Raw genomic sequence first — 19,482 nt, 5'->3', positions numbered from 1 at the left:
GATCATCTACTATTTCTTTTTATTTAACCGTACTATGACTGTATGTCTTTTGCTTTAACCCATAATCAACGTTAGCTAGATACGATAAAGTCATTATATTTTATAGCTTTTTTATTAGCCCTTACACCATACTACAGTGTGCTTAAGCTACTAATTCAGACCTGTTTTGTATAATTTCTTTTTGTATCTATCCCTTGTTCTAGGTTTAATGACATATAATAAAGGTATGTACTCCCTTATATAGCACAAATAAAAAAGATATAGTAGGTGTCATTTATTAATACAGTAATATCTATCTTATGCTTAATAAAATCATTAAGTACTTTTTACATAATAGAGTTATCACTCTACTATTATTGGTGGTGGTAATTATATGGGGACTGATAACAGCTCCATTTAATTGGCATCAGAATATACTGCCTAGCGATCCAGTACCTGTGGATGCAATCCCAGATATTGGTGAGAACCAACAGATTGTCGCTACCGAATGGATGGGACGCTCTCCTAAAGATATCCAAGAGCAAATCACCTATCCTCTAACAACGTCACTTCTTGGAATACCAGGGGTGAAGACAGTGCGCAGTAGCTCTATGTTTGGGATGTCATTTATCTATATCATCTTTGAAGAGAATGTAGAGTTCTACTGGAGCCGATCTCGTATCTTAGAGAAGCTTAACTCATTACCTTCTGGTACATTACCAGAAGGTGTTATTCCTTCATTAGGACCTGATGCAACTGCATTAGGACAAGTATATTGGTATACTCTTGAAGGGCGTAATCCCGAGACAGGAGAACCTACAGGTGGATGGGATCCAGATGAGCTTCGTACTGTACAGGATTTCTATACTAAATATAACTTATCTGCTGCAGAGGGAGTTTCTGAGGTAGCCTCTATCGGTGGCTATGTCAAAGAATATCAAGTAGAGGTCAATCCTGACGCAATGCGTGCTTATAACGTATCAGTGATGGATGTAATGTCTGCTATCCAAAAGAGCAACCTAGATATCGGGGCTGAAACCATAGAGATTAATAAAGCTGAATATTTAGTACGCGGGCTTGGATATATTAAAAGTGTCAAAGACTTAGAAGATGCTGTAGTTACAGTACGCAATAATGTACCTGTAAAAATAAAAGATGTAGCCTTTGTAAATCTAGGTCCTGCTACCCGTCGTGGTGGACTTGATAAAGAGGGTGTTGATGCTGTAGGAGGTGTGGTAGTGGCCAGATATGGCGCAAATCCGATGCATGTGATCAACAACGTAAAGGAAAAAATAAAAGAAATGCAGGCTGGTCTTCCTCAAAAGACTCTAGCCGATGGAACTATTTCTAAAGTAACTGTAGTACCCTTCTATGACCGATCTGGACTAATACAAGAGACTATAGGGACATTAGAAACAGCCCTTGCTCATGAGATACTAATCTGTATTATCGTAGTGATCGTACTGGTGATTAATTTGCGCGCATCCATTATTATTTCCAGTATCCTACCCATAGGAGTATTAGCCACCTTTATTATCATGCGATATATGGGTATTGAGGCCAATATTGTGGCCTTATCTGGTATTGCTATTGCAATTGGAGTCATGGTGGATGTAGGAGTCGTCTTTGTCGAGAGTATCATAAGGTATATGGAAGAAGAACGAGCCCAAGGAATACAGAGTAAAGGAAAGGCTTTTATAAATCTAATAGGCAAAGCTGTCTCGGAAGTATCTGGAGCACTATCAACTGCCATGCTAACAACCATTATAAGTTTCCTTCCTGTATTTGCAATGGAAGCTCAAGAGGGTAAACTTTTTAAACCATTAGCCTATACAAAAACCTTTGCTTTATTATCCGCTTTTGTATTAGGTATTATCGTACTACCTACTATTGCTTATTATGTATATTCAATTAGGATAGACAAAAACAAAATACGCAAAATAGCCAACTATATACTAGTTGCACTAGGTATAGGGCTATGGATATATACAGGCGAATTTATCGCGTTAACACTAGGGTTAGTTGCGATAAACAATCTATTTATTCCTAATTTAAAAGGAGAGAAAATAGCCAATTATATCAATGTAGCCCTTACCCTTTTTGTAGCGTCATACTACTTAAGTGTAGAATGGTTACCACTGGGTACACAGCAAAGTACAGGGTTAAATTTTGTATTTGTATTCTTTGCCATTGGATCAATATTAGGGATATTATGGTTGCTTGTTATCTATTATGAGCAAATCTTAAGATGGGCGCTTACTCACCGTTGGAAGTTTATGAGTATTCCTATTATCACTATGGCCTTTGGTATGCTTGTGTGGTTAGGTGTAGACAAGAGCTTGGGTTTTGTAGCCAAAGGATTTGAAACCGTAGGATGGAAATCATTTAGAGAGACCGCATTCTGGCAAAAGTCAACAGAGACTTTTCCAGGTATTGGACAAGAGTTTATGCCTAGTTTAAATGAAGGTTCATTCTTGTTAATGCCAACAAGTATGCCACATACAGGTATTGAACAAAACCTTCAATTTATAGGAACTCTAGATAGGCGTATTCAGAATATCCCTGAGGTAGAGCTAACTGTAGGTAAATGGGGACGTGTAAACTCAGCTCTTGACCCTGCTCCTACTCAAATGTTTGAAAATACAATTAACTACCGTTCTGAGTATATCTTAGATGACAATGGGCATAGACAGCGCTTTAAAACAAATAAAAAAGGAGAATTTGAACTTATAAATGGCAATACCTATCATCCAGATAATGGTTTTAGACTTATCCCTAGAGATAGTTTAATCACCGATAAAGACGGTAAATTCTTGCGTCAATGGAGACCACAGATTAAAAAAGCAGATGATATCTGGCAGGAGATAGTCAATGTCTCTCACTTACCAGGATTGACTTCTGCTCCTAAATTACAACCTATAGAGGCAAGGCTTGTTATGTTATCCACAGGTATGCGTGCCCCGATGGGACTTAAAGTATCAGGACCAGACTTAGAATCTATAGAAGCAGGAGGAAAAGCCTTAGAGACCGCTCTTAAAGATATTCCTTCTATTATGCCTTCTACTGTTTTTTATGATCGCGCAGTGGGGGCACCTTATGTAGAGATTCACCTAAACAGGCATAATATGGCTAGATACGGAATTACTGTATCTGATCTGCAAGATGTAATTGGAGCTGCTATTGGAGGTATGGCTCTTACAACAACCGTAGAAGGACGTGAGCGTTTCCCTGTAAGACTGCGTTATCCAAGAGAGCTTAGAGACAATCCAGAAGAACTGGCAAAGATGCTTATTCCTACCGCTACTGGAGCTCAGATACCACTTAGTGAAGTAGCAGATATAGACTATGCTAAGGGGGCTCAAATGATTCAAAGTGAGAATACATTCTTATTAGGATATGTAATATTTGATAAAATAGAAGGCAAAGCAGAAGTAGATGTAGTACACGAGGCAGATAAGCTATTACAAGCTAAACTAGCATCAAAAGAACTTACCTTGCCAAAAGGAGTTACCTATAAATTTGCAGGAAATTATGAGCAACAAGAAAGAGCTTCTCAGCGATTACTATACATTGTACCACTGAGTTTGTTAGCAATCTTACTTATTCTATACTTCCAGTTTAAGACCATAGCAGCATCGCTTATTCACTTCTCAGGGGTGTTTGTAGCCTTTGCAGGAGGTTTTATCTTATTGTGGTTATATGGACAGCCTTGGTTTATGAACTTCTCTGTTGGAGATATGAACATGAGAGACCTATTCCAGATGCACAACATCAACTTGAGTATCGCAGTCTGGGTAGGTTTTATTGCCCTATTTGGATTAGCTACTAATGATGGAGTACTGATGGGAACTTATATCCACGATACCTTCCAGGCTAGAGATCCAAAAACAAAAGAAGAGATTAGAGAAGCTGTAGTATACGCAGGACTTAAACGTGTACGTCCAGCAGCTATGACTACTGCTACGGCGCTAATTGCGCTTCTTCCTGTTATGACCTCCACGGGTAAAGGAGCTGAGATTATGGTACCAATGGCTATCCCAACATTTGGAGGAATGCTAATTCAGTCAATGACCATGTTTGTGGTACCTGTATTTCAATGTTGGTGGAGAGAATGGGCCATTAAAAAGGAAAATAGAAAACAGAAAGATCAGCACCAAGAATTGGAACCGCAAACACAAGACAGCGAAAAACTGTAAGCCGTTAACTGTAAAGATAAAAAACAATGAACAAAAATAAAACATATATATATTTAGCTTCGGCCTTCTTAGCAGTGACTAGTTTCACTGCTACGGCTGTAGCCCAGGAGCAACCTAAGGATTCTCTATCACGCTATTTAAAGGTAGCCATAGAGAATAACCCAGGTGTTAAATCACAAAAGCTAGCTTATGAAGCCTTCTTACAAAAGATTCCTCAAGCAGGTGCATATCAAGATCCTGAGCTATCAATGGAGTTTTATACCAAACCTATGGATATCGTGGGTGGTCGCTCTATCGGTAACGTAAGTGTAATGCAAATGCTTCCTTGGTTTGGCACGCGTAAATCAGCTCAAGTAGAAGCTGGGCACATGGCTAATATGCAAGACCAGCAATACAAAGAAACATTAGATAACCTAACACTTCAGGTGTACACACAGTGGTATAACTTACAGAAGTTAAATCAGCAGTTACTCAATAACCAAGAAAATAAAAAACTCTTAGAGCAGCTAGAACAATTAGCAATCAGAAAGTTCTCTGCTCCTTCTAACAGCGCAAAAGTAACAGCTACTCCTAAAGTAAGCACTAAGACAGCTTCTACCCCATCCACTTCTTCTTCTACAGGCATGGGAGCTATGGGTATGACAGGCGGAGCTACTGCAGCACCTGCTATGTCTTCTTCTATGAGCTCTAGCAGTGGAATGAGCGAGATGGGTAGCAGTAGTGCCTCTGGTATGTCAGATGTATTGCGTATAGGTCTTGAACTAATTGAAATAGAAAATAATATAGAAAGTCTACATTCGCAAATCACAGCAGAAAAAGCAAAATTTAATGCACTGTTAAATAGAGAAGCTAATTATCAAGTAGTACTAGGTGAAATAGAAAAGGTAAACTATCTATTTAGCGAACAAGATGCTTTACTTGCAATACAAGAAAACAACCCAATGCTTTCAATGATTACAGAAGAGGGATTAGCCTATAAGGCAAAGTCAGAGATGGATAGAAAGATGAGTTACCCTATGATAGGACTTGGAGTACAATACATGATCATAGGAAAAACTAGTGATATGATGCTAGGTATGGGAGATATGAATGGAAAAGACATGATTATGCCCATGATGACAGTAACACTACCCATCTTCCGAAAAAAGTACAAAGCCCAACAAGAAGAAGGGAAACTTTGGTGGAAGTCTAGTGATCAGAAGTTTAAAGAAACTTATAATACATTAAAGAGTGAGTACTATGGCTATAAAAGTCAGCTAGATGATGCAGCTCGTATTGTAACTCTTTATGACAAACAGACTACACTAGCTCAGACTACCTATAACCTTATTATCAAGGAGTTTGTAACTGGGAAAAGTGATTTGACAAATGTAATACAAGTACAACGTCAATTATTAGATTACCAATTAAAGAAAGCTGAAGCAATAGCTAACTACAATACGATGGTAGCTTCTATCAAGAAATTAGTAGCAGTTCGCGACAACACACAAAATATTTAAACAATGGACAAAATAAGAAATATATTCAAAAGCAATATTGTACGTTACAGTGCAATACTACTAGTAGGACTACTACTAGGATGGATGGTATTTGGAGGCGCAGGCTCACATGAGCACAATGGTGAACCGGCTACTACAGAAGAAGGCAATACAGTATGGACATGCTCTATGCACCCACAAATCAAAATGGACAAACCTGGTAAATGTCCTTTATGTGCCATGGATCTAATCCCACTTAAATCATCTGACCCTGGAGATGATCTTATCGATGACAATGCTATACAGATGTCTAAACAAGCAGTAGCTCTAGCTAATATACAAACTACAAGAGTAGGCCATCAAGCCCCTGTAAAGGATATCCAACTCTATGGAACCATCCAGGTAGATGAGCGTCTACAACAGTCACAAACATCCCATGTCAATGGCCGTATTGAGAAACTGTATGTAAACTTTACGGGAGAAGCAGTAAAACAAGGACAATTGATTGCAACGATATACTCTCCTGATTTGCTTACAGCTCAACAAGAGTTATTAGAAGCCTTAAAACTTAGAGATTTACAACCACTCTTACTTGATGCTGCTAAAGAGAAATTGCGTATTTGGAAAATGTCAGAAGCGCAGATAAACAAGGTTCTTAATACAGGTATAGCCTCTGCTTATGTATCAGTACATGCTAATACCAGTGGTATCGTGGTAGAAAAAAACGTTAACCAAGGAGACTATATCAACCAAGGAACAGTGCTATACAGTATCTCTAATTTGTCTAAACTATGGGCTGTATTTGATGCCTATGAGAATGACTTGCCTTTTATAAAAGAAGGCGATGCAATAGAATATAGCCTGCAGAGTTTACCAGGAGAAGTATTTAAAGGAAAGATAGCCTTTATCAATCCTATTATAGACGCTAGTTCTAGAACAGCAAAAGTAAGAGTAGAGACAGATAATACAAAGAATCAGTTAAAACCTGAGATGTATGCAAGTGCGAAAATATCAGCTCCACTTAAACAGTACAACAAAGAAATAGTTATCCCTAAATCTTCTGTTCTCTGGACTGGTAAGCGATCTGTTATCTATGTCAAACAACCTAATACTTCTACCCCTGCCTTTATGCTAAGAGAGATTGTGTTAGGTCCTTCTTTAGGAGATAACTATGTGGTGATGTCTGGATTAGAAAATGGTGAGCAAATCGTAACTAATGGCGTGTTTACAGTAGATGCAAGTGCACAGCTAGAAGGTAAACGCAGTATGATGAATAACGATAACGCTCCTGCCGCTAAAGGCCATGCTAATCACAGAAATGATCATACTACTAGCGCTAATCTAGAACATGGTATGCTAAAGGTAAAAGGGAACTGTGACTTGTGTAAAGACAGAATAGAGTCTGCTGCTAAGAAAGTAAAAGGAGTATCTACTGCTACTTGGGATGTAAAACAGAAAGTACTTCACCTTAACTTTGACAAGAAACTAACCACTAGAGCAGCTATCTCTAAGGCAGTTGCTAAAGTGGGTCATGATACAGAGCTTGACAAAGCAACTGATCTGGATTATAAAGCATTACATAGCTGTTGCCAGTTTCAGAGGTAGAATCACGCTAGCACAGCTATATAATCCTCACTGACACACAAAAAATTAACAGAAAAAAGAATGTAACTCTAACTCTACATTCTTTTTTCTAACTTTACTTCACAGAATTCCAAAAGCAGAAAAAACATAAAAAGACAAAGAACAAATAAATAACAATCAAATGAAAAAAGTAATCTTAAGTTTTGCAGTATTAGCTTTCACACTTACTGCATGTAATGACAAAAAACAAGAATCAACAGGTCATGAGCAACAAGAACACACTGGCCACGAAGAACATTTAAGTCAAGATCAACACAATCAACATCCTTCACATAAAGAAGTAAAAAATGTTACTACAGTGAAAGAGTCTAATGTGTTACAATTATCTTTAGATTCTTACTTGTTAGTTAAAAAAGCATTACAAGAAGATAATCAAGTAGCAGCTACTACGGCTGGTAAAACATTAACAACTAGTCTAAAAGCAGTAGTTACAGAAGATGCTAGGGCAAAAGAATTAGTAAAAGAACTAATAGAGACTGCAACTAAGTTAGAATCAACAGATATTAAAGTACAAAGATCAGAATTTGAAGACTTAACTGATGATTTAGTAAAACTAATTGCTATAGTGGGTACTGATAGAGTAGTATTTGAACAATACTGCCCGATGTATGACAATGGTGAAGGAGGAAAATGGTTAAGCGATGTAGAAGACCTATCTAATCCTTTATATGGTTCTTCTATGCTTAAATGTGGAGCTAATCAAAATAAAATTATATTTGAAACTAAATAGTTAACAAATATAATATGCAAAAGGCTATCCAAATGGATAGCCTTTTATAATAAATATCTTTTTTAACACCTATAATATAATACCTACAAAGTATTAAAATTTATAATCGTCATTAGGATCGTACTTTTTAAAATCATGTTTTGGAGGTCCACCTACTCCGCCGCCGCCGCCGCTACTTCCTCCACCAGAACCTGGAGGTCTTACATTATCATCATCTGGTAAGTCGGCACATTTAAAAGGCGTTGGCCCATAAGCAGGCACACTACGATAACCTACTATCTCTCCTCCATTATGCTCAATATGACGAAGAGCACAAGCTTTGCCTTGAATTTCTATTTCAGTTCCATAAGTGGTTTTAACCACTACAACAACGATATAGTTTGTGGCAACTAAAAAAGAAGATTCTTTTTTTACAGTAACAACACTTTCTTCTAAAACAGAGGCACTCGATACCCCCATAAAGGCAACAGAAAACATTGCGGCAATTAATAATTTCTTCATAATTTTAAATTTAGTTAGTTAATAGATAGCAATATAAATAAAACATATTGATTAACAAAATTTAAGTTAAAATTAATTATGTGTTATAAAACTCATTATTATAATAAGACGATCAGTACCAAATAAATAATAAGTAACTATTAACATAGTATCACAAACAATTCCTTGATAGCAGAATTAACATTCTATTCTAAGTACGCGACAAAATTATTAAATAGTTGATTTTAACAGAAATAAAGGAAAGGATTATTTATAAAAAAGGCTGATATTCAGAATATTAAATAATTGTTTCTCACGTAATGCCTTTAAAAACGAACAACAGCCTAGAGTACAAAAACACAGAACTTCTAACAACTATAAAAGCCAATTTTAAAGGTAAATTAAGCTTAGCTAGGATCCGACTTATTTGTTTCTTTATCGTCTCTCTATGCAAAATAAAGTCTGTGGATTTTCTAAAGTATCAACTGGATTTGACAATTGTGCCGATTTGAAATTGGAATGGTTTTCAAGACTTATTTTTGCACTTATATCTAATGAAGAATCATATGTTCTTGCGATGGATCGCACCAATTGGAAATTTGGAAAACAAGATATAAATATCTTAATGTTAGGTATTAGTTATAAGAATATGTGTTTTCCAATATTGTTTAAAATGTAAGATAAACGAGGTAATTCAAATACAAATGAGCGAAAAGAGCTCATCAATACTTTTATTGATTGGTTTGGTAAAGATTATATTGATTGTGTATTAGCTGATAGAGAATTTGTTGGAGAAGATTGGATTAGTTATCTAAATGATAGGCAGATTAAATACTACATCCGTATTCGAAATAACTTTAAGGTTTACCTGCCTAGTAAACAAAAAGAAATAAAGGCTTCTCATCTATTTAATAACTTAAAACCTGGTCAAACAAGGCAATATCACAAGATTGTTAGAATTCATAATCAGCTATGTTATATCTCTGGAACTAAAGTGATAACAGATGGTAAAATAGACTTTTGTATAATCATTGGCTTTAATAAACCAGAGAAAGCTTTAGATACTTATAAAATAAGATGGCAGATTGAAACTTTGTTTAAAGCCTTCAAGTCTAGTCTAGCGGCTTTAACATAGAAGATACACACTTGCAAAAAATCGATAGGATTGAAAAACTAGTCATGTTAGTGATGATTGCTTTTGTATGGTGTTATAAGATTGGAGACTATATTGACACTATTAAACCTATCACAATCAAGAATCATGGTAATAGACTTATTAGTGTCTTTAAACTTGGACTTGACTATCTATCAAGATTATTGCTTTCTAAAAATGACCATAATCCTTTAAATATCAAGTTCTTTAGATTTTTTCCGTGTACTTAGCATTCTATTATAAAGGGATTAGAAATCTGTTTTCAAATTAAATACCAAGCCCCACTGCCTACTATCACTTTTAAATATTATAATAAAGGTATAAACAACGACACAACTGTTCCTTTGTTCTTATAAGACTCTATTTCTAAATTAGCATGAATATCATTTGCTCTTTCTTTCATACTTGACAAGCCTAATCCTTTAGTAGCTTCTGATCTAAATCCGACCCCGTTGTCTATGATACTAAATGTTATTGCTATATTGTCAACAGTTACCTTAACCATACACTGACTTGCATAAGAGTGTTTATTAATATTTTGTAATGCCTCTTGCAAAATAAGATAAATATTCATCTTTTGTAAAGTAGATAAATAGTGGAACTGTAAATTATCTTGAAGCTCTAGTGCAAACTCAGTACTAAATCCATTAGTTTGCTTGGTAACTAATGCTCTAATTAAACTTTCAAAACTTTTATCATTAAAAAAGCTACTCTCAGCTAGGGAATGTGATATTGTACGAACTGTTTTCTCCAGCCCAATTAACTCTTCTACAAGTGACTCTTGTATCTTAGAGTCTGAGGTTTTCAGCTGTTGTAAACTAAACCTTAAAACAAAAATACTATTTACAACTCCATCGTGTAGATCCTTAGCTATTCGATTGCGCTCCTTTGCTATGGATTGATACTCAATAACGCTATTGGTATGCAAAAGATCTAATATCTCCTGATTTTTAGAATTTTGAATAAAGAAGTTATAAAGCTCTTTATTTTTACTCCTAAGTCTTAGATAAAACACTATAAACAGTAAAATTAATGTTATAATGATTGATACAACCACTATTGTAAATATCCTTTGTTTTAATATATGATTCTCGTTACTTAACAAAACACTATCATGCTCTGTCTTTGTAAATAATTGATGTACTCTACTTTGTTCTTCTTCTATATGGTAATTAAGCTCGATCAGTTCCTGAACAAGTTTGGGGTCATTATAATTGCTTTGAGCTAAGATAAACTCAATAGCTTGTTTTTGGAATCTAAAAAAATTTTCCGCTTTAGCCTGCCTATAAGCTAACTTGGCCCAAGATAAGGCTTGTTCGTTATTATTTTCATTTTCATATATAGAGGCAACAAGCATAGCAAATTCTATTTTATAATAAGTATGGTTAAGCTTTTCATAGATATTATAAGAGATTAATAATCCTTCTATAATATCATGATTTTTATCTTGATTATATTTAGAAAATTGATGTGGAATATTAGCAAAAGCGTATATTAAATCATTGTAATTTTTACTTAAATACTTTAAAGCTAAATTGGAATAATACTCTGATTGAGTGTAATTCTCAATCTCATTATTTAAGTTTGCTATATTAGAACAAAGATTAGTAATAGCAAGATAATACTTTTGTTTAGGTAAAATTTCAAACCTTCCTTCATCTTTAATTAAGGTATCTAAAATTTGTTTCATACTGATTAATGCTTTGTCATAATCTCCGCGGTCCATATCATGAAAAGCTCTTAACTGAATTGCTTCAACAAGTATAGGATTTTTAGGATTATGATCAAGGAGATACCTCATAGAGGTTGTCAGTTTTATTTCTGATTCCATAAACAAACCTAATTCATAGAGTAATCTTGATTGGTAATATCTATTTTCGGCCATGGCAAGACTATCACTATTATTTTCATAGATATTTTCTGCCTTCGTATAATAATAATACACACTATCTAACTGGTTAATATCCTGATAGTATACAGCTATATTTTGATAAGTATTAGCTAATCTTACATAGTCCTTCTGGTCTTTTGCATCCTTTATAGCTATTTGGGTTAACTCGAAAAAAGCTTGCTTTTCATTAGTCCAACGCAGTTCATTTAAAACACTATCTATTAAGGAGCTATGATCAATTGTGTTTTCTAATTGCAAAGCAATTTTTACTTTACCTTCAATAGCCTTAGCTATTGAATCCTTTGTTATTGAATCTTTTTTTAAGGCAAATAAATTATCTAGATCTGTATGATAGGGAGTTTTATTATTAGTACAACTGATAATTAAAAAAACAGAAATAATAGTAGCGTAGTAAAGTATTTTCTTATGCATTATACATGTAAAATTTCTATACTAAAATACCATTTATTAGTTTATGAAGATGAATTAGGTTAACTATTTTTAGTTATTGACTACTTATTCTTCTACTATTAAATAAACCACTACGGACTTTCAGTCCATAGTGGTTTATTTATTCTTTACAATAGTCATTATCCTTAGTTAGTAAAATCTAAAGGCTCAGCTTGGACCACAATACTCATAAATTTTTACCAACCTTAATTATTTTTATTCACCATAAAGACAGTAATTATTGAAATAGTTTTATTTATATTTTTTTATTATATTTTTTACAATAATTAATTAACATAATTTTTTGCTAATATAAATTTAATTACTATTTTTAACTCTAACCAAAACAACATTTTTAATTATGAAAAAAGGCTTATTGTTATTTGCTTCTTTATTTATTCTAGGAGCAAGCTCTATTAGTGCTAGTACTACAGAGAAAATATCTGAGACTGTCACTGAATCGGATTACCAAAAATGGATTATTATCATTTATTCAGGTACCACTGGAGCTATAATACACCAAGAAACAGGATGTTATACCTTTGATACTATCCATGATAGAATTCAAGAATTTGGTGGAAAGTACTATCAAGATGACATCACTTTTGATGTAGTAGGACAATGTAATTAAAGCTATCTAAATGACCATAATTTAAAAAGAGCTATCTAAGTTTTACTTAAGATAGCTCTTTTTTACTTCTATATAAAAGGGGGTAATAAATTGTTTTTATACTTTAATTTAAACAACCACCTGAGTTATTTATTTAATAACTCTAGTGCCAAGTTCATCTCAGAATCTTTAATACTTTGTAATCCTTTTTGATACTGGGCCGATTCAATGGTTTGATTTGGAATAACTCCTCTACAAGTATTTTCTTTATTGGCTACTGTATTGAAGAATATTTTGCTTCTTGGTAAAGACAAAATCGATTCCGTATTGGGTAGTTTGTAATTTAAAAACCATGCAGCTGTTGTAAAATTACTACAACTTCTTGTCTCCTGCCCTACAATATCTCCTCTTTTATTTAATTGAAAAAGATATGCAAAATAAGCCGCTGCTGAAATAGTATTATTATTTATAAGCAAGCTAACCTTACCTGTAAATGCATTTCTATCTTGAGGGTAATTTTCAACATAATATTCATCTAAACGATTGTTACCATAATAGAACTGATCTTGTTGATTAAAATCGAATCTTTGTTTCATAAAATTATCAAAGGCAATAATATCAGTTGTATTTGCCAGCTTATTATTTTCATCTAAAAGATTCTCTCTCACGTTTATCTTTGGAACTCTTGTGGCGTATTTATAAATGTTTTTAAACTCTTTTTGAGTACTAATAAAAGAATAAAAAAGAGGAATATTTGAAAGCATTCCACCACTGTTATCTCTGATATCTAAAACTAGATTCTTAATATTGTTTTCTTTAATAGTTGCAAAAATATTATTCAAAATAAAATAGGCATACTCCTCGGACATATTAAAACTTGTAATGGTAAGAATATAAGTTTGTTTATCAAGTTGATATCCATAAATTCCATTGTTAAAGGCTAAAGTATTAAGAGGTAAAATACTCTTTTGGGCGTTATAATTGTACTGGCTAAAATTTACTGATTTTAAAACTACCTTTTTTGAATTCTTATCACCAGAGTTTTGTTTGTACTCTATAACAAACTCTTTAGTTTTAGGAAAGATTAAGGATACATATAAAGAAAAGTCTTTTTGAGAACTCGCCTGAATATTGCCATCTACACCATTGGGTATTCTATTTAAAATATCAATAACATCTAGATTATTCACCTTTATCACTTCAGCTCCTATTGGTATATCTAAAGTATATTGATTAATAAATACCTTATTGTTATACACAGAGGTAGTTAAAGGAAAAAAATCACTTTGTTTGGTAAACTCATCAAAAAGAACATTATCTGGAGTTATACTAGAGTGAGTATCATTAATTAGCGCTAAAGGATTCGATAATATAAAATTCTCTAAGCTAGGCTGTTTCTCTAAAACTAATCGGCTTTTTTTTACTTTGGCGTCAAAGTCATTCTCTGTTATAAATCTAAAAGCATTGGGGTGTTGCTGCTTTATCACCTTGACTATAAAATCGAAATCCTCTAAGTAATTCTCTTTAGTTAAGTCTTTAATCTTTTTTTGTCCCAGTACAGTAAGCTGGCTAAAGACGATAAGAAATAATATTAAAATTCTACTATTCATACTTATTTAAATTAATTAAACACAAATATACTATATTAAGTTTTTACACAAAATCAGCATATTTACAATTATACAAATGCATTATGTATAAAATTAATTATTTAACCAAGCATTAACTATGTTTTGCATTAAAAACAAACTATTTATTTAAAGCACAAACTAATATCACGAAAACTCTCATATCTAAGCTATAACTGGTATTAATGCTCTTTAAATAAAGTGCCTTTAACACTCCCGTTTGTATACAAGGCTTTAAAATTATCCTTTAAAGTAAAGGAGAAAGTTGTAATTTCTGTGGCTATATTAATAGTAAGCCGATAATAATCCAGGTTATACTCTTGTTCTATCTTAACTGCTTCAGGATTTACTTTATAGCTATAATCTATCATGTCTTGAAAACATTCAACAGAGATTGAGACAAAACACAACTGATCAGGCATAACTATAAAACCTGGGGTTAGTCCCGATGGGCTACTATTTGTATTTATCCTCCAAGTTCCTTGCAACCATTTGGGAGGTCTAATTTTAGTTGAATTTGAAATCCCATACTCAATTTCACTAGGGTAATTATTTTGATCTGAGGAACAACTAACGGCTAAAAAAACAAGCACTAAAAGTATATTTATCTTACTCATTATCATCTGTTTTATCGCTAATATACCAATAAGTGTTACTTATAAAAAATAAAGCACTTTAAAATATATATACTCATCCAAAAGAATCTCTAAACCCAATTTAATACTAAAAAAAAGAGCTATCCCAAATTTTGGGATAGCTCTTAAACTAATAAGATAAAGTATAATTACGCTTAAAGTTCTATAATGATAAACTCACTACGTCTGTTTAATTGATGTTCTTGTTCTGTACATCTTACATTATTTGCACAGTGATTCAGTAATCTTGTCTCGCCAAATCCTTGTCCACTTATACGGCTTGGACTAATACCTTGACTAATGATTTCCTCTACTGTAGCTTTTGCACGACGATCTGATAGCTTTAAGTTATACAAATCTGGTCCTGTACTATCTGTATGAGACCTTACTTGTATCTTAACACTGCTGTTTTGTTTCATCATCAATACCACTTTGGAAAGTTCCAATTGTGCATCTGATCGAATTATTGAACTATCATGGTCGAAATAAATTGGTGCTAATGCTAAATGAGAAGTCAAATCATCTCCTTTTTTTATTGATTTAGCAGTAAAATTATTACCACCATTATGATGGTTATCGACTTTTGTTAAACCAAAATTCACTACACGAACATCATTCTTATCTACATCTTCAACCGACTGTTCTTGTGATATATATCCATTAGATTTTACAGCCACATAATAGTCTCTATTTACTTTAACATCTTTAAATATATAGTCTCCTCGTTTATCAACCTCTACCTCTTGTATCATTTTGTGTTTACTGTCATATAGAAAAACAAAAGCATCAAGAATTGGATCATTAGTAAACTTATCCACAACACGTCCCTGTATCTCTTGAGATATATTAAGTTCAGTACCTTGTTTCATTCTTACATAATACAAATCATCCTTGCCTTGACCATTTGGTCGATTAGAGGTGATAAATCCAAATTTAGCTTCTGGATCAAGATACATAGCAAAATCATCATAAGGACTATTAATTGAATTACCCAGGTTAACTACCTCTCCAAATGTTCCATCCGGATCTATTTGCACACCATATAAATCTAACCCACCTAATCCTGGATGCCCATCTGAGGCAAAATATAGTACATTGTCAGAACTTACAAACGGAAAACTCTCTCTACCTGGAGTATTTATTTTATCACCTAAATTCTCAGGTGTTCCAGTTGTTCCGTCTCTAAATAATCTTACGCGATATAGATCTGATTTACCATAACCTCCAGGTCTATCAGAAGAAAAATAAATCCAATCCTGGTCAGGGCTTAATGCAGGTTGAGCTGTATTAGCATGGTCAACATTAATGGTTAATTTCTCAACATCTCCCCATTTTCCTTGTCCAAAACTATAGGCGCGATACAGATTAACTAGCACTGCTCCATCTGAATAACGAGTGGTGTTTCCGCCACGGTTATTACTAGAGAAATACATTGTTCTGGCATCTGCTGTAAAAATAGCATTTGACTCATTGTATTTTCCTTCAAGCTTTTTAGCAAAAGGTTTAACACTACCAATAAACCCATCTATGCGCACTGGAGCAGAATACAATTTAGTATATGGATCATTGGTCCAACTATGTGTTTTTTTATGCTTCCCTTTTTTGTTGGTAGAGGATGCATATACAATCTCTCCTTTATATAAAGCAGATCCATATTCAGATCCCCCTGTATTAACACTATTGAGTATTTTTACTCTATATCCTTCTCGATTGGCATTTACTTGTTCTAAATAATTTGGATCGCTAAGGTATTTTTTTACTATACCATTCTCTGGAGCAATCTCAGCTAGTAAGTCCATTTTACTATTGGCAAGCATATAATCGCCTGTTGTTCTAATGGTTTGTATATATTGATAAAAAGCATCTACATCTTTTATTTCACTTGATATAGTTATTTTACCATATAGCTTATCATACCAGTGGTTAGCCTCTAGATACATTCCATTTTCATAATAAGCCTTAGCTAAATTATTTGAAATTTCATCTGCTTTTTTACCCTTTGATACTAATTTTTCATAGATTTTAATCGCATCTGCATAAGCCATTTTTTCTATCTGCTGATTGGCCTTTCTTATAGAAGATTTTTGAGCTACTGCGCCCACAGAAAACATACTAATTAGGACAATTGCGCTTATTTTATAAATATTTATTCTCATAGTTTTATTTTTTTTCAAAATTTCAGTCTATCTTAATACGTTTCTTTCAACTGTTGCTATATTTTTAGAAGAATCGAGCAGTACTAACTTTATTATATTTATTAAATAAGTCAAATCGCAAAAACACCTCATGTGACCCAGAGTTGTAATTATTAAGTTTAGTTGTATCGGCATCATAACTATAGCCTACAAACAGATTTTTATTAATTTGGAATCCAGCCAAAGCACTAACCGAGGCATCCCATCGATAGGCTGCTCCTAGTGTAAATTTTTCATAGAATAAAAAGTTTGCTGTCAAATCTACTTGTAAAGGTGCTCCACTAACAGCCTTAACTAGAGCTGCTGGTTTGAATAATACATCTCTACTAACATCAAATACATATCCTCCCATTACATAGAAATGAGCTTTTTGTGTCATCACTGTAATGTCATTGTCATTGTAACGATCACTTGTTAAAAAATTAGGTACAGAGATACCCGCATAGGCCTTGTCAGAGAAAAGATAGACCCCTGCTCCTACATTGGGATTAAACTTATTATTGATATTAAGTTGAGTACTTGGATCTGTAGGATCATATATGGTAAGTTTAGAGTAATCTACACTTAATATATTAGCTGTAGTTTTTAATCCAAAAGCTAATTTATAATCCTGATTTAAATCTATTGTATAGGATAAGTCTACCGAGATATTGTTCTCATCCATAGCCCCTATACGATCATTAATAAAATTAACTCCTAATCCCAATCCTTTATCTCCAAGAGGTGTTGACACAGAAATAGTAGCTGTTTTAGGTGCTCCTTCAAGCCCTACCCATTGTGCCCTATACATTCCGAAAACACTCAAGTTCTCCTTACTTCCCACATAAGCAGGGTTAATCATATTAGCATTATACATATACTGGGTATATTGAGGATCTTGTTGGGCATATCCCTTTACAGCAGATCCAATAACTAATAAGCTAACTGCTATTTTTTTAATGTTTCTTTTAATTTTCATGCTTTTTTTCTTTTCTATAGTCTCTTAAGTAATCAGGTAAAAAATAATACGATACCTTGTTTTTAAATAAGCTATTACACATAAGCTATTTGAAAACATTTACTATAAAATCTCATACAAAACCACCTTCAAGTCTATATTCTAACTACAAAGCAAAAATAACAATTACACACATATTCATAACATTAACTTAATATTATTCAATTATTACCTTATAAATAACAAAACAATATAGATAAAACATCAAAAAAGAGAATATTTTTAAAAATTAAATAATTTAAATAAATCCTTAATAATCTCAACAAATCACATAGACAAAACAAGACTTCACACCCCTTAGTGTTTGCTACAATTCCCACTGGACTATACAGCTGTAAATCACAAAATGAGTAAAATCGCACAAACAAGAATATTTAAGTTATTCTCATTGCTTTTTTACCAAAATATCCTGAAAAAAGGTTTTTTATTAACCTGAAAACATCAAATATGACCTTTTGAACTATTTTTTAGTTTACAAACAAAAAAAAGTCCACCAAATGGCAGACTTTTAATCCTAGTCACAATCATCGTGCTTGTGCTTGTTTTTATGTTTTTTCTTGTAGTGTTTATCCTTGTACTTATTGCTATTTTGATGATGGTGATGATCTTTGTGATCATGTTTATAATCATACGAATAATCATTCCATTTCTCACGTTGAGACACCGTTAAGATATCTCCTATCTCTATGCGGATCTCCTTATACATTTGCTCGCGTTTACGCTCTAATTCATAATCTTTATAGTGTTTTTTTCTAGCCCATTCACTATACTGTTTCTCATAACGAGCTTGACACTCATTTATCTTTCTCCATTGGTTATCCTTTAATCCCAGCAAAGTAGAATCATCATATACCACCGATACTAGTCCTCCTAGATTAATCCCAATACTTGTGCTACTAACTCTACTTTGAGCATTAGCAAAACTGGCAAACAACAAAAATGCCCCAATAACAATCTTTCTTTTCATACTACTAATTGTTTTACTTTCAATTTCTTATTCTGTTAGTAAGGTGAATAGTTTTTGACAAATAAAGCAATTATTAATTCTTAATCCCTTTTGATGTAAAGTACACAACAAATGAATATAAATAATACATGATCTCCAATACTTTTTACTTAATATTAACAATACCTCTATACTAAAAACAACTAAAACGTTCTAATTATTGGTTTTACAAAATACTTTAACCGCCAAAATAACTGCGTATATCTTTCAAAACAAGGTAATCTGAGTTGAGATTTTACTAAACAATCAAATTAATTATAATAGATTTAAAAAAATTGAAGCCCTTAAAATAAACTAACAACATAAATATAAATAAATCACAATTAATAATATAAAAATCAGTTATTCTACATTAAAAACATATTTAATGCATTACTTTTACACCAATTAACATTTATTTTATTATTTAA

The 19,482-nt window shown here is 33.1% G+C and carries 13 protein-coding genes; 6 read left to right on the top strand and 7 right to left on the bottom strand.

Translation table 11 applies throughout. The features are described from left to right. Positions 1 to 299: 299 nt before the first annotated feature. The 4 genes from LNQ81_RS13390 to LNQ81_RS13375 all read left to right on the top strand — a co-directional run bounded on the left by LNQ81_RS13390 (position 300) and on the right by LNQ81_RS13375 (position 8,027). Positions 300 to 4,175 (top strand): efflux RND transporter permease subunit, encoded by a 3,876-nt coding sequence (locus LNQ81_RS13390; protein ID WP_229947547.1) that lies wholly within the window; start codon positions 300 to 302, stop codon positions 4,173 to 4,175. A gap of 26 nt (positions 4,176 to 4,201) precedes the next feature. Then, the gene (locus LNQ81_RS13385; protein ID WP_229947545.1) at positions 4,202 to 5,674 is read left to right on the top strand and encodes a TolC family protein; all 1,473 of its coding nucleotides are present in this window, start codon (positions 4,202 to 4,204) and stop codon (positions 5,672 to 5,674) included. Positions 5,675 to 5,677: 3 nt separating this feature from the next. Further along, complete coding sequence (locus LNQ81_RS13380) at positions 5,678 to 7,258, top strand: efflux RND transporter periplasmic adaptor subunit (protein ID WP_229947542.1); 1,581 nt, start codon at positions 5,678 to 5,680, stop codon at positions 7,256 to 7,258. Positions 7,259 to 7,418: 160 nt separating this feature from the next. Next, positions 7,419 to 8,027: a DUF3347 domain-containing protein gene (locus tag LNQ81_RS13375; protein WP_229947540.1), complete on the top strand. Its 609-nt coding sequence runs from the start codon at positions 7,419 to 7,421 to the stop codon at positions 8,025 to 8,027. Positions 8,028 to 8,120: 93 nt separating this feature from the next. On the opposite strand, the gene LNQ81_RS13370 is transcribed toward LNQ81_RS13375, so the two are convergent. After that, positions 8,121 to 8,528, bottom strand: coding sequence for a hypothetical protein (locus LNQ81_RS13370; protein ID WP_229947538.1), 408 nt, complete (start codon positions 8,526 to 8,528; stop codon positions 8,121 to 8,123). 700 nt (positions 8,529 to 9,228) lie between these two features. Here LNQ81_RS13370 and LNQ81_RS13365 point away from each other — a divergent pair. Beyond that, a complete protein-coding gene (locus tag LNQ81_RS13365; protein ID WP_336245920.1) occupies positions 9,229 to 9,642 on the top strand; it encodes a transposase in 414 nt (137 codons plus the stop codon). Positions 9,643 to 9,967: 325 nt separating this feature from the next. On the opposite strand, the gene LNQ81_RS13360 is transcribed toward LNQ81_RS13365, so the two are convergent. Continuing rightward, positions 9,968 to 11,983, bottom strand: a complete 2,016-nt coding sequence (locus LNQ81_RS13360; RefSeq protein WP_229947535.1) for an ATP-binding protein — start codon at positions 11,981 to 11,983, stop codon at positions 9,968 to 9,970. A 379-nt stretch (positions 11,984 to 12,362) separates the two neighbouring features. Between LNQ81_RS13360 and LNQ81_RS13355 the strand changes: the two genes are divergently transcribed. Next, positions 12,363 to 12,632 (top strand): hypothetical protein, encoded by a 270-nt coding sequence (locus LNQ81_RS13355; RefSeq protein WP_229947533.1) that lies wholly within the window; start codon positions 12,363 to 12,365, stop codon positions 12,630 to 12,632. Between the two features lie 125 nt (positions 12,633 to 12,757). On the opposite strand, the gene LNQ81_RS13350 is transcribed toward LNQ81_RS13355, so the two are convergent. The 5 genes from LNQ81_RS13350 to LNQ81_RS13330 all read right to left on the bottom strand — a co-directional run bounded on the left by LNQ81_RS13350 (position 12,758) and on the right by LNQ81_RS13330 (position 19,033). Then, on the bottom strand, positions 12,758 to 14,221 hold the full coding sequence (locus LNQ81_RS13350) for a S41 family peptidase (protein ID WP_229947531.1): 1,464 nt from the start codon (positions 14,219 to 14,221) through the stop codon (positions 12,758 to 12,760). Between the two features lie 200 nt (positions 14,222 to 14,421). Further along, positions 14,422 to 14,856, bottom strand: coding sequence for a hypothetical protein (locus LNQ81_RS13345; RefSeq protein WP_229947530.1), 435 nt, complete (start codon positions 14,854 to 14,856; stop codon positions 14,422 to 14,424). Between the two features lie 173 nt (positions 14,857 to 15,029). After that, positions 15,030 to 17,030, bottom strand: coding sequence for an OmpA family protein (locus LNQ81_RS13340; protein ID WP_229947526.1), 2,001 nt, complete (start codon positions 17,028 to 17,030; stop codon positions 15,030 to 15,032). 64 nt (positions 17,031 to 17,094) lie between these two features. Further along, entirely contained in the window at positions 17,095 to 18,027 is a 933-nt protein-coding gene (locus LNQ81_RS13335; RefSeq protein WP_229947525.1) for a PorP/SprF family type IX secretion system membrane protein, read from the bottom strand. Between the two features lie 553 nt (positions 18,028 to 18,580). Continuing rightward, entirely contained in the window at positions 18,581 to 19,033 is a 453-nt protein-coding gene (locus tag LNQ81_RS13330) for a hypothetical protein (protein WP_229947523.1), read from the bottom strand. Between the last annotated feature and the right edge of the window lie 449 nt (positions 19,034 to 19,482).

Source organism: Myroides oncorhynchi (genome assembly GCF_020905415.1).
Taxonomy (GTDB): domain Bacteria; phylum Bacteroidota; class Bacteroidia; order Flavobacteriales; family Flavobacteriaceae; genus Flavobacterium; species Flavobacterium oncorhynchi_A.
This window is presented reverse-complemented; position numbering and strand designations above follow the sequence as displayed.

Coding starts and splice junctions, on each gene's coding strand:
- LNQ81_RS13355 (WP_229947533.1), top strand. CDS start 12,363: ATGAAAAAAGGCTTATTGTTATTTGCTTCTTTATTTATTCTAGGAGCA.
- LNQ81_RS13340 (WP_229947526.1), bottom strand. CDS start 17,030: ATGAGAATAAATATTTATAAAATAAGCGCAATTGTCCTAATTAGTATG.
- LNQ81_RS13390 (WP_229947547.1), top strand. CDS start 300: ATGCTTAATAAAATCATTAAGTACTTTTTACATAATAGAGTTATCACT.
- LNQ81_RS13350 (WP_229947531.1), bottom strand. CDS start 14,221: ATGAATAGTAGAATTTTAATATTATTTCTTATCGTCTTTAGCCAGCTT.
- LNQ81_RS13335 (WP_229947525.1), bottom strand. CDS start 18,027: ATGAAAATTAAAAGAAACATTAAAAAAATAGCAGTTAGCTTATTAGTT.
- LNQ81_RS13385 (WP_229947545.1), top strand. CDS start 4,202: ATGAACAAAAATAAAACATATATATATTTAGCTTCGGCCTTCTTAGCA.
- LNQ81_RS13370 (WP_229947538.1), bottom strand. CDS start 8,528: ATGAAGAAATTATTAATTGCCGCAATGTTTTCTGTTGCCTTTATGGGG.
- LNQ81_RS13375 (WP_229947540.1), top strand. CDS start 7,419: ATGAAAAAAGTAATCTTAAGTTTTGCAGTATTAGCTTTCACACTTACT.
- LNQ81_RS13360 (WP_229947535.1), bottom strand. CDS start 11,983: ATGCATAAGAAAATACTTTACTACGCTACTATTATTTCTGTTTTTTTA.
- LNQ81_RS13380 (WP_229947542.1), top strand. CDS start 5,678: ATGGACAAAATAAGAAATATATTCAAAAGCAATATTGTACGTTACAGT.
- LNQ81_RS13330 (WP_229947523.1), bottom strand. CDS start 19,033: ATGAAAAGAAAGATTGTTATTGGGGCATTTTTGTTGTTTGCCAGTTTT.
- LNQ81_RS13345 (WP_229947530.1), bottom strand. CDS start 14,856: ATGAGTAAGATAAATATACTTTTAGTGCTTGTTTTTTTAGCCGTTAGT.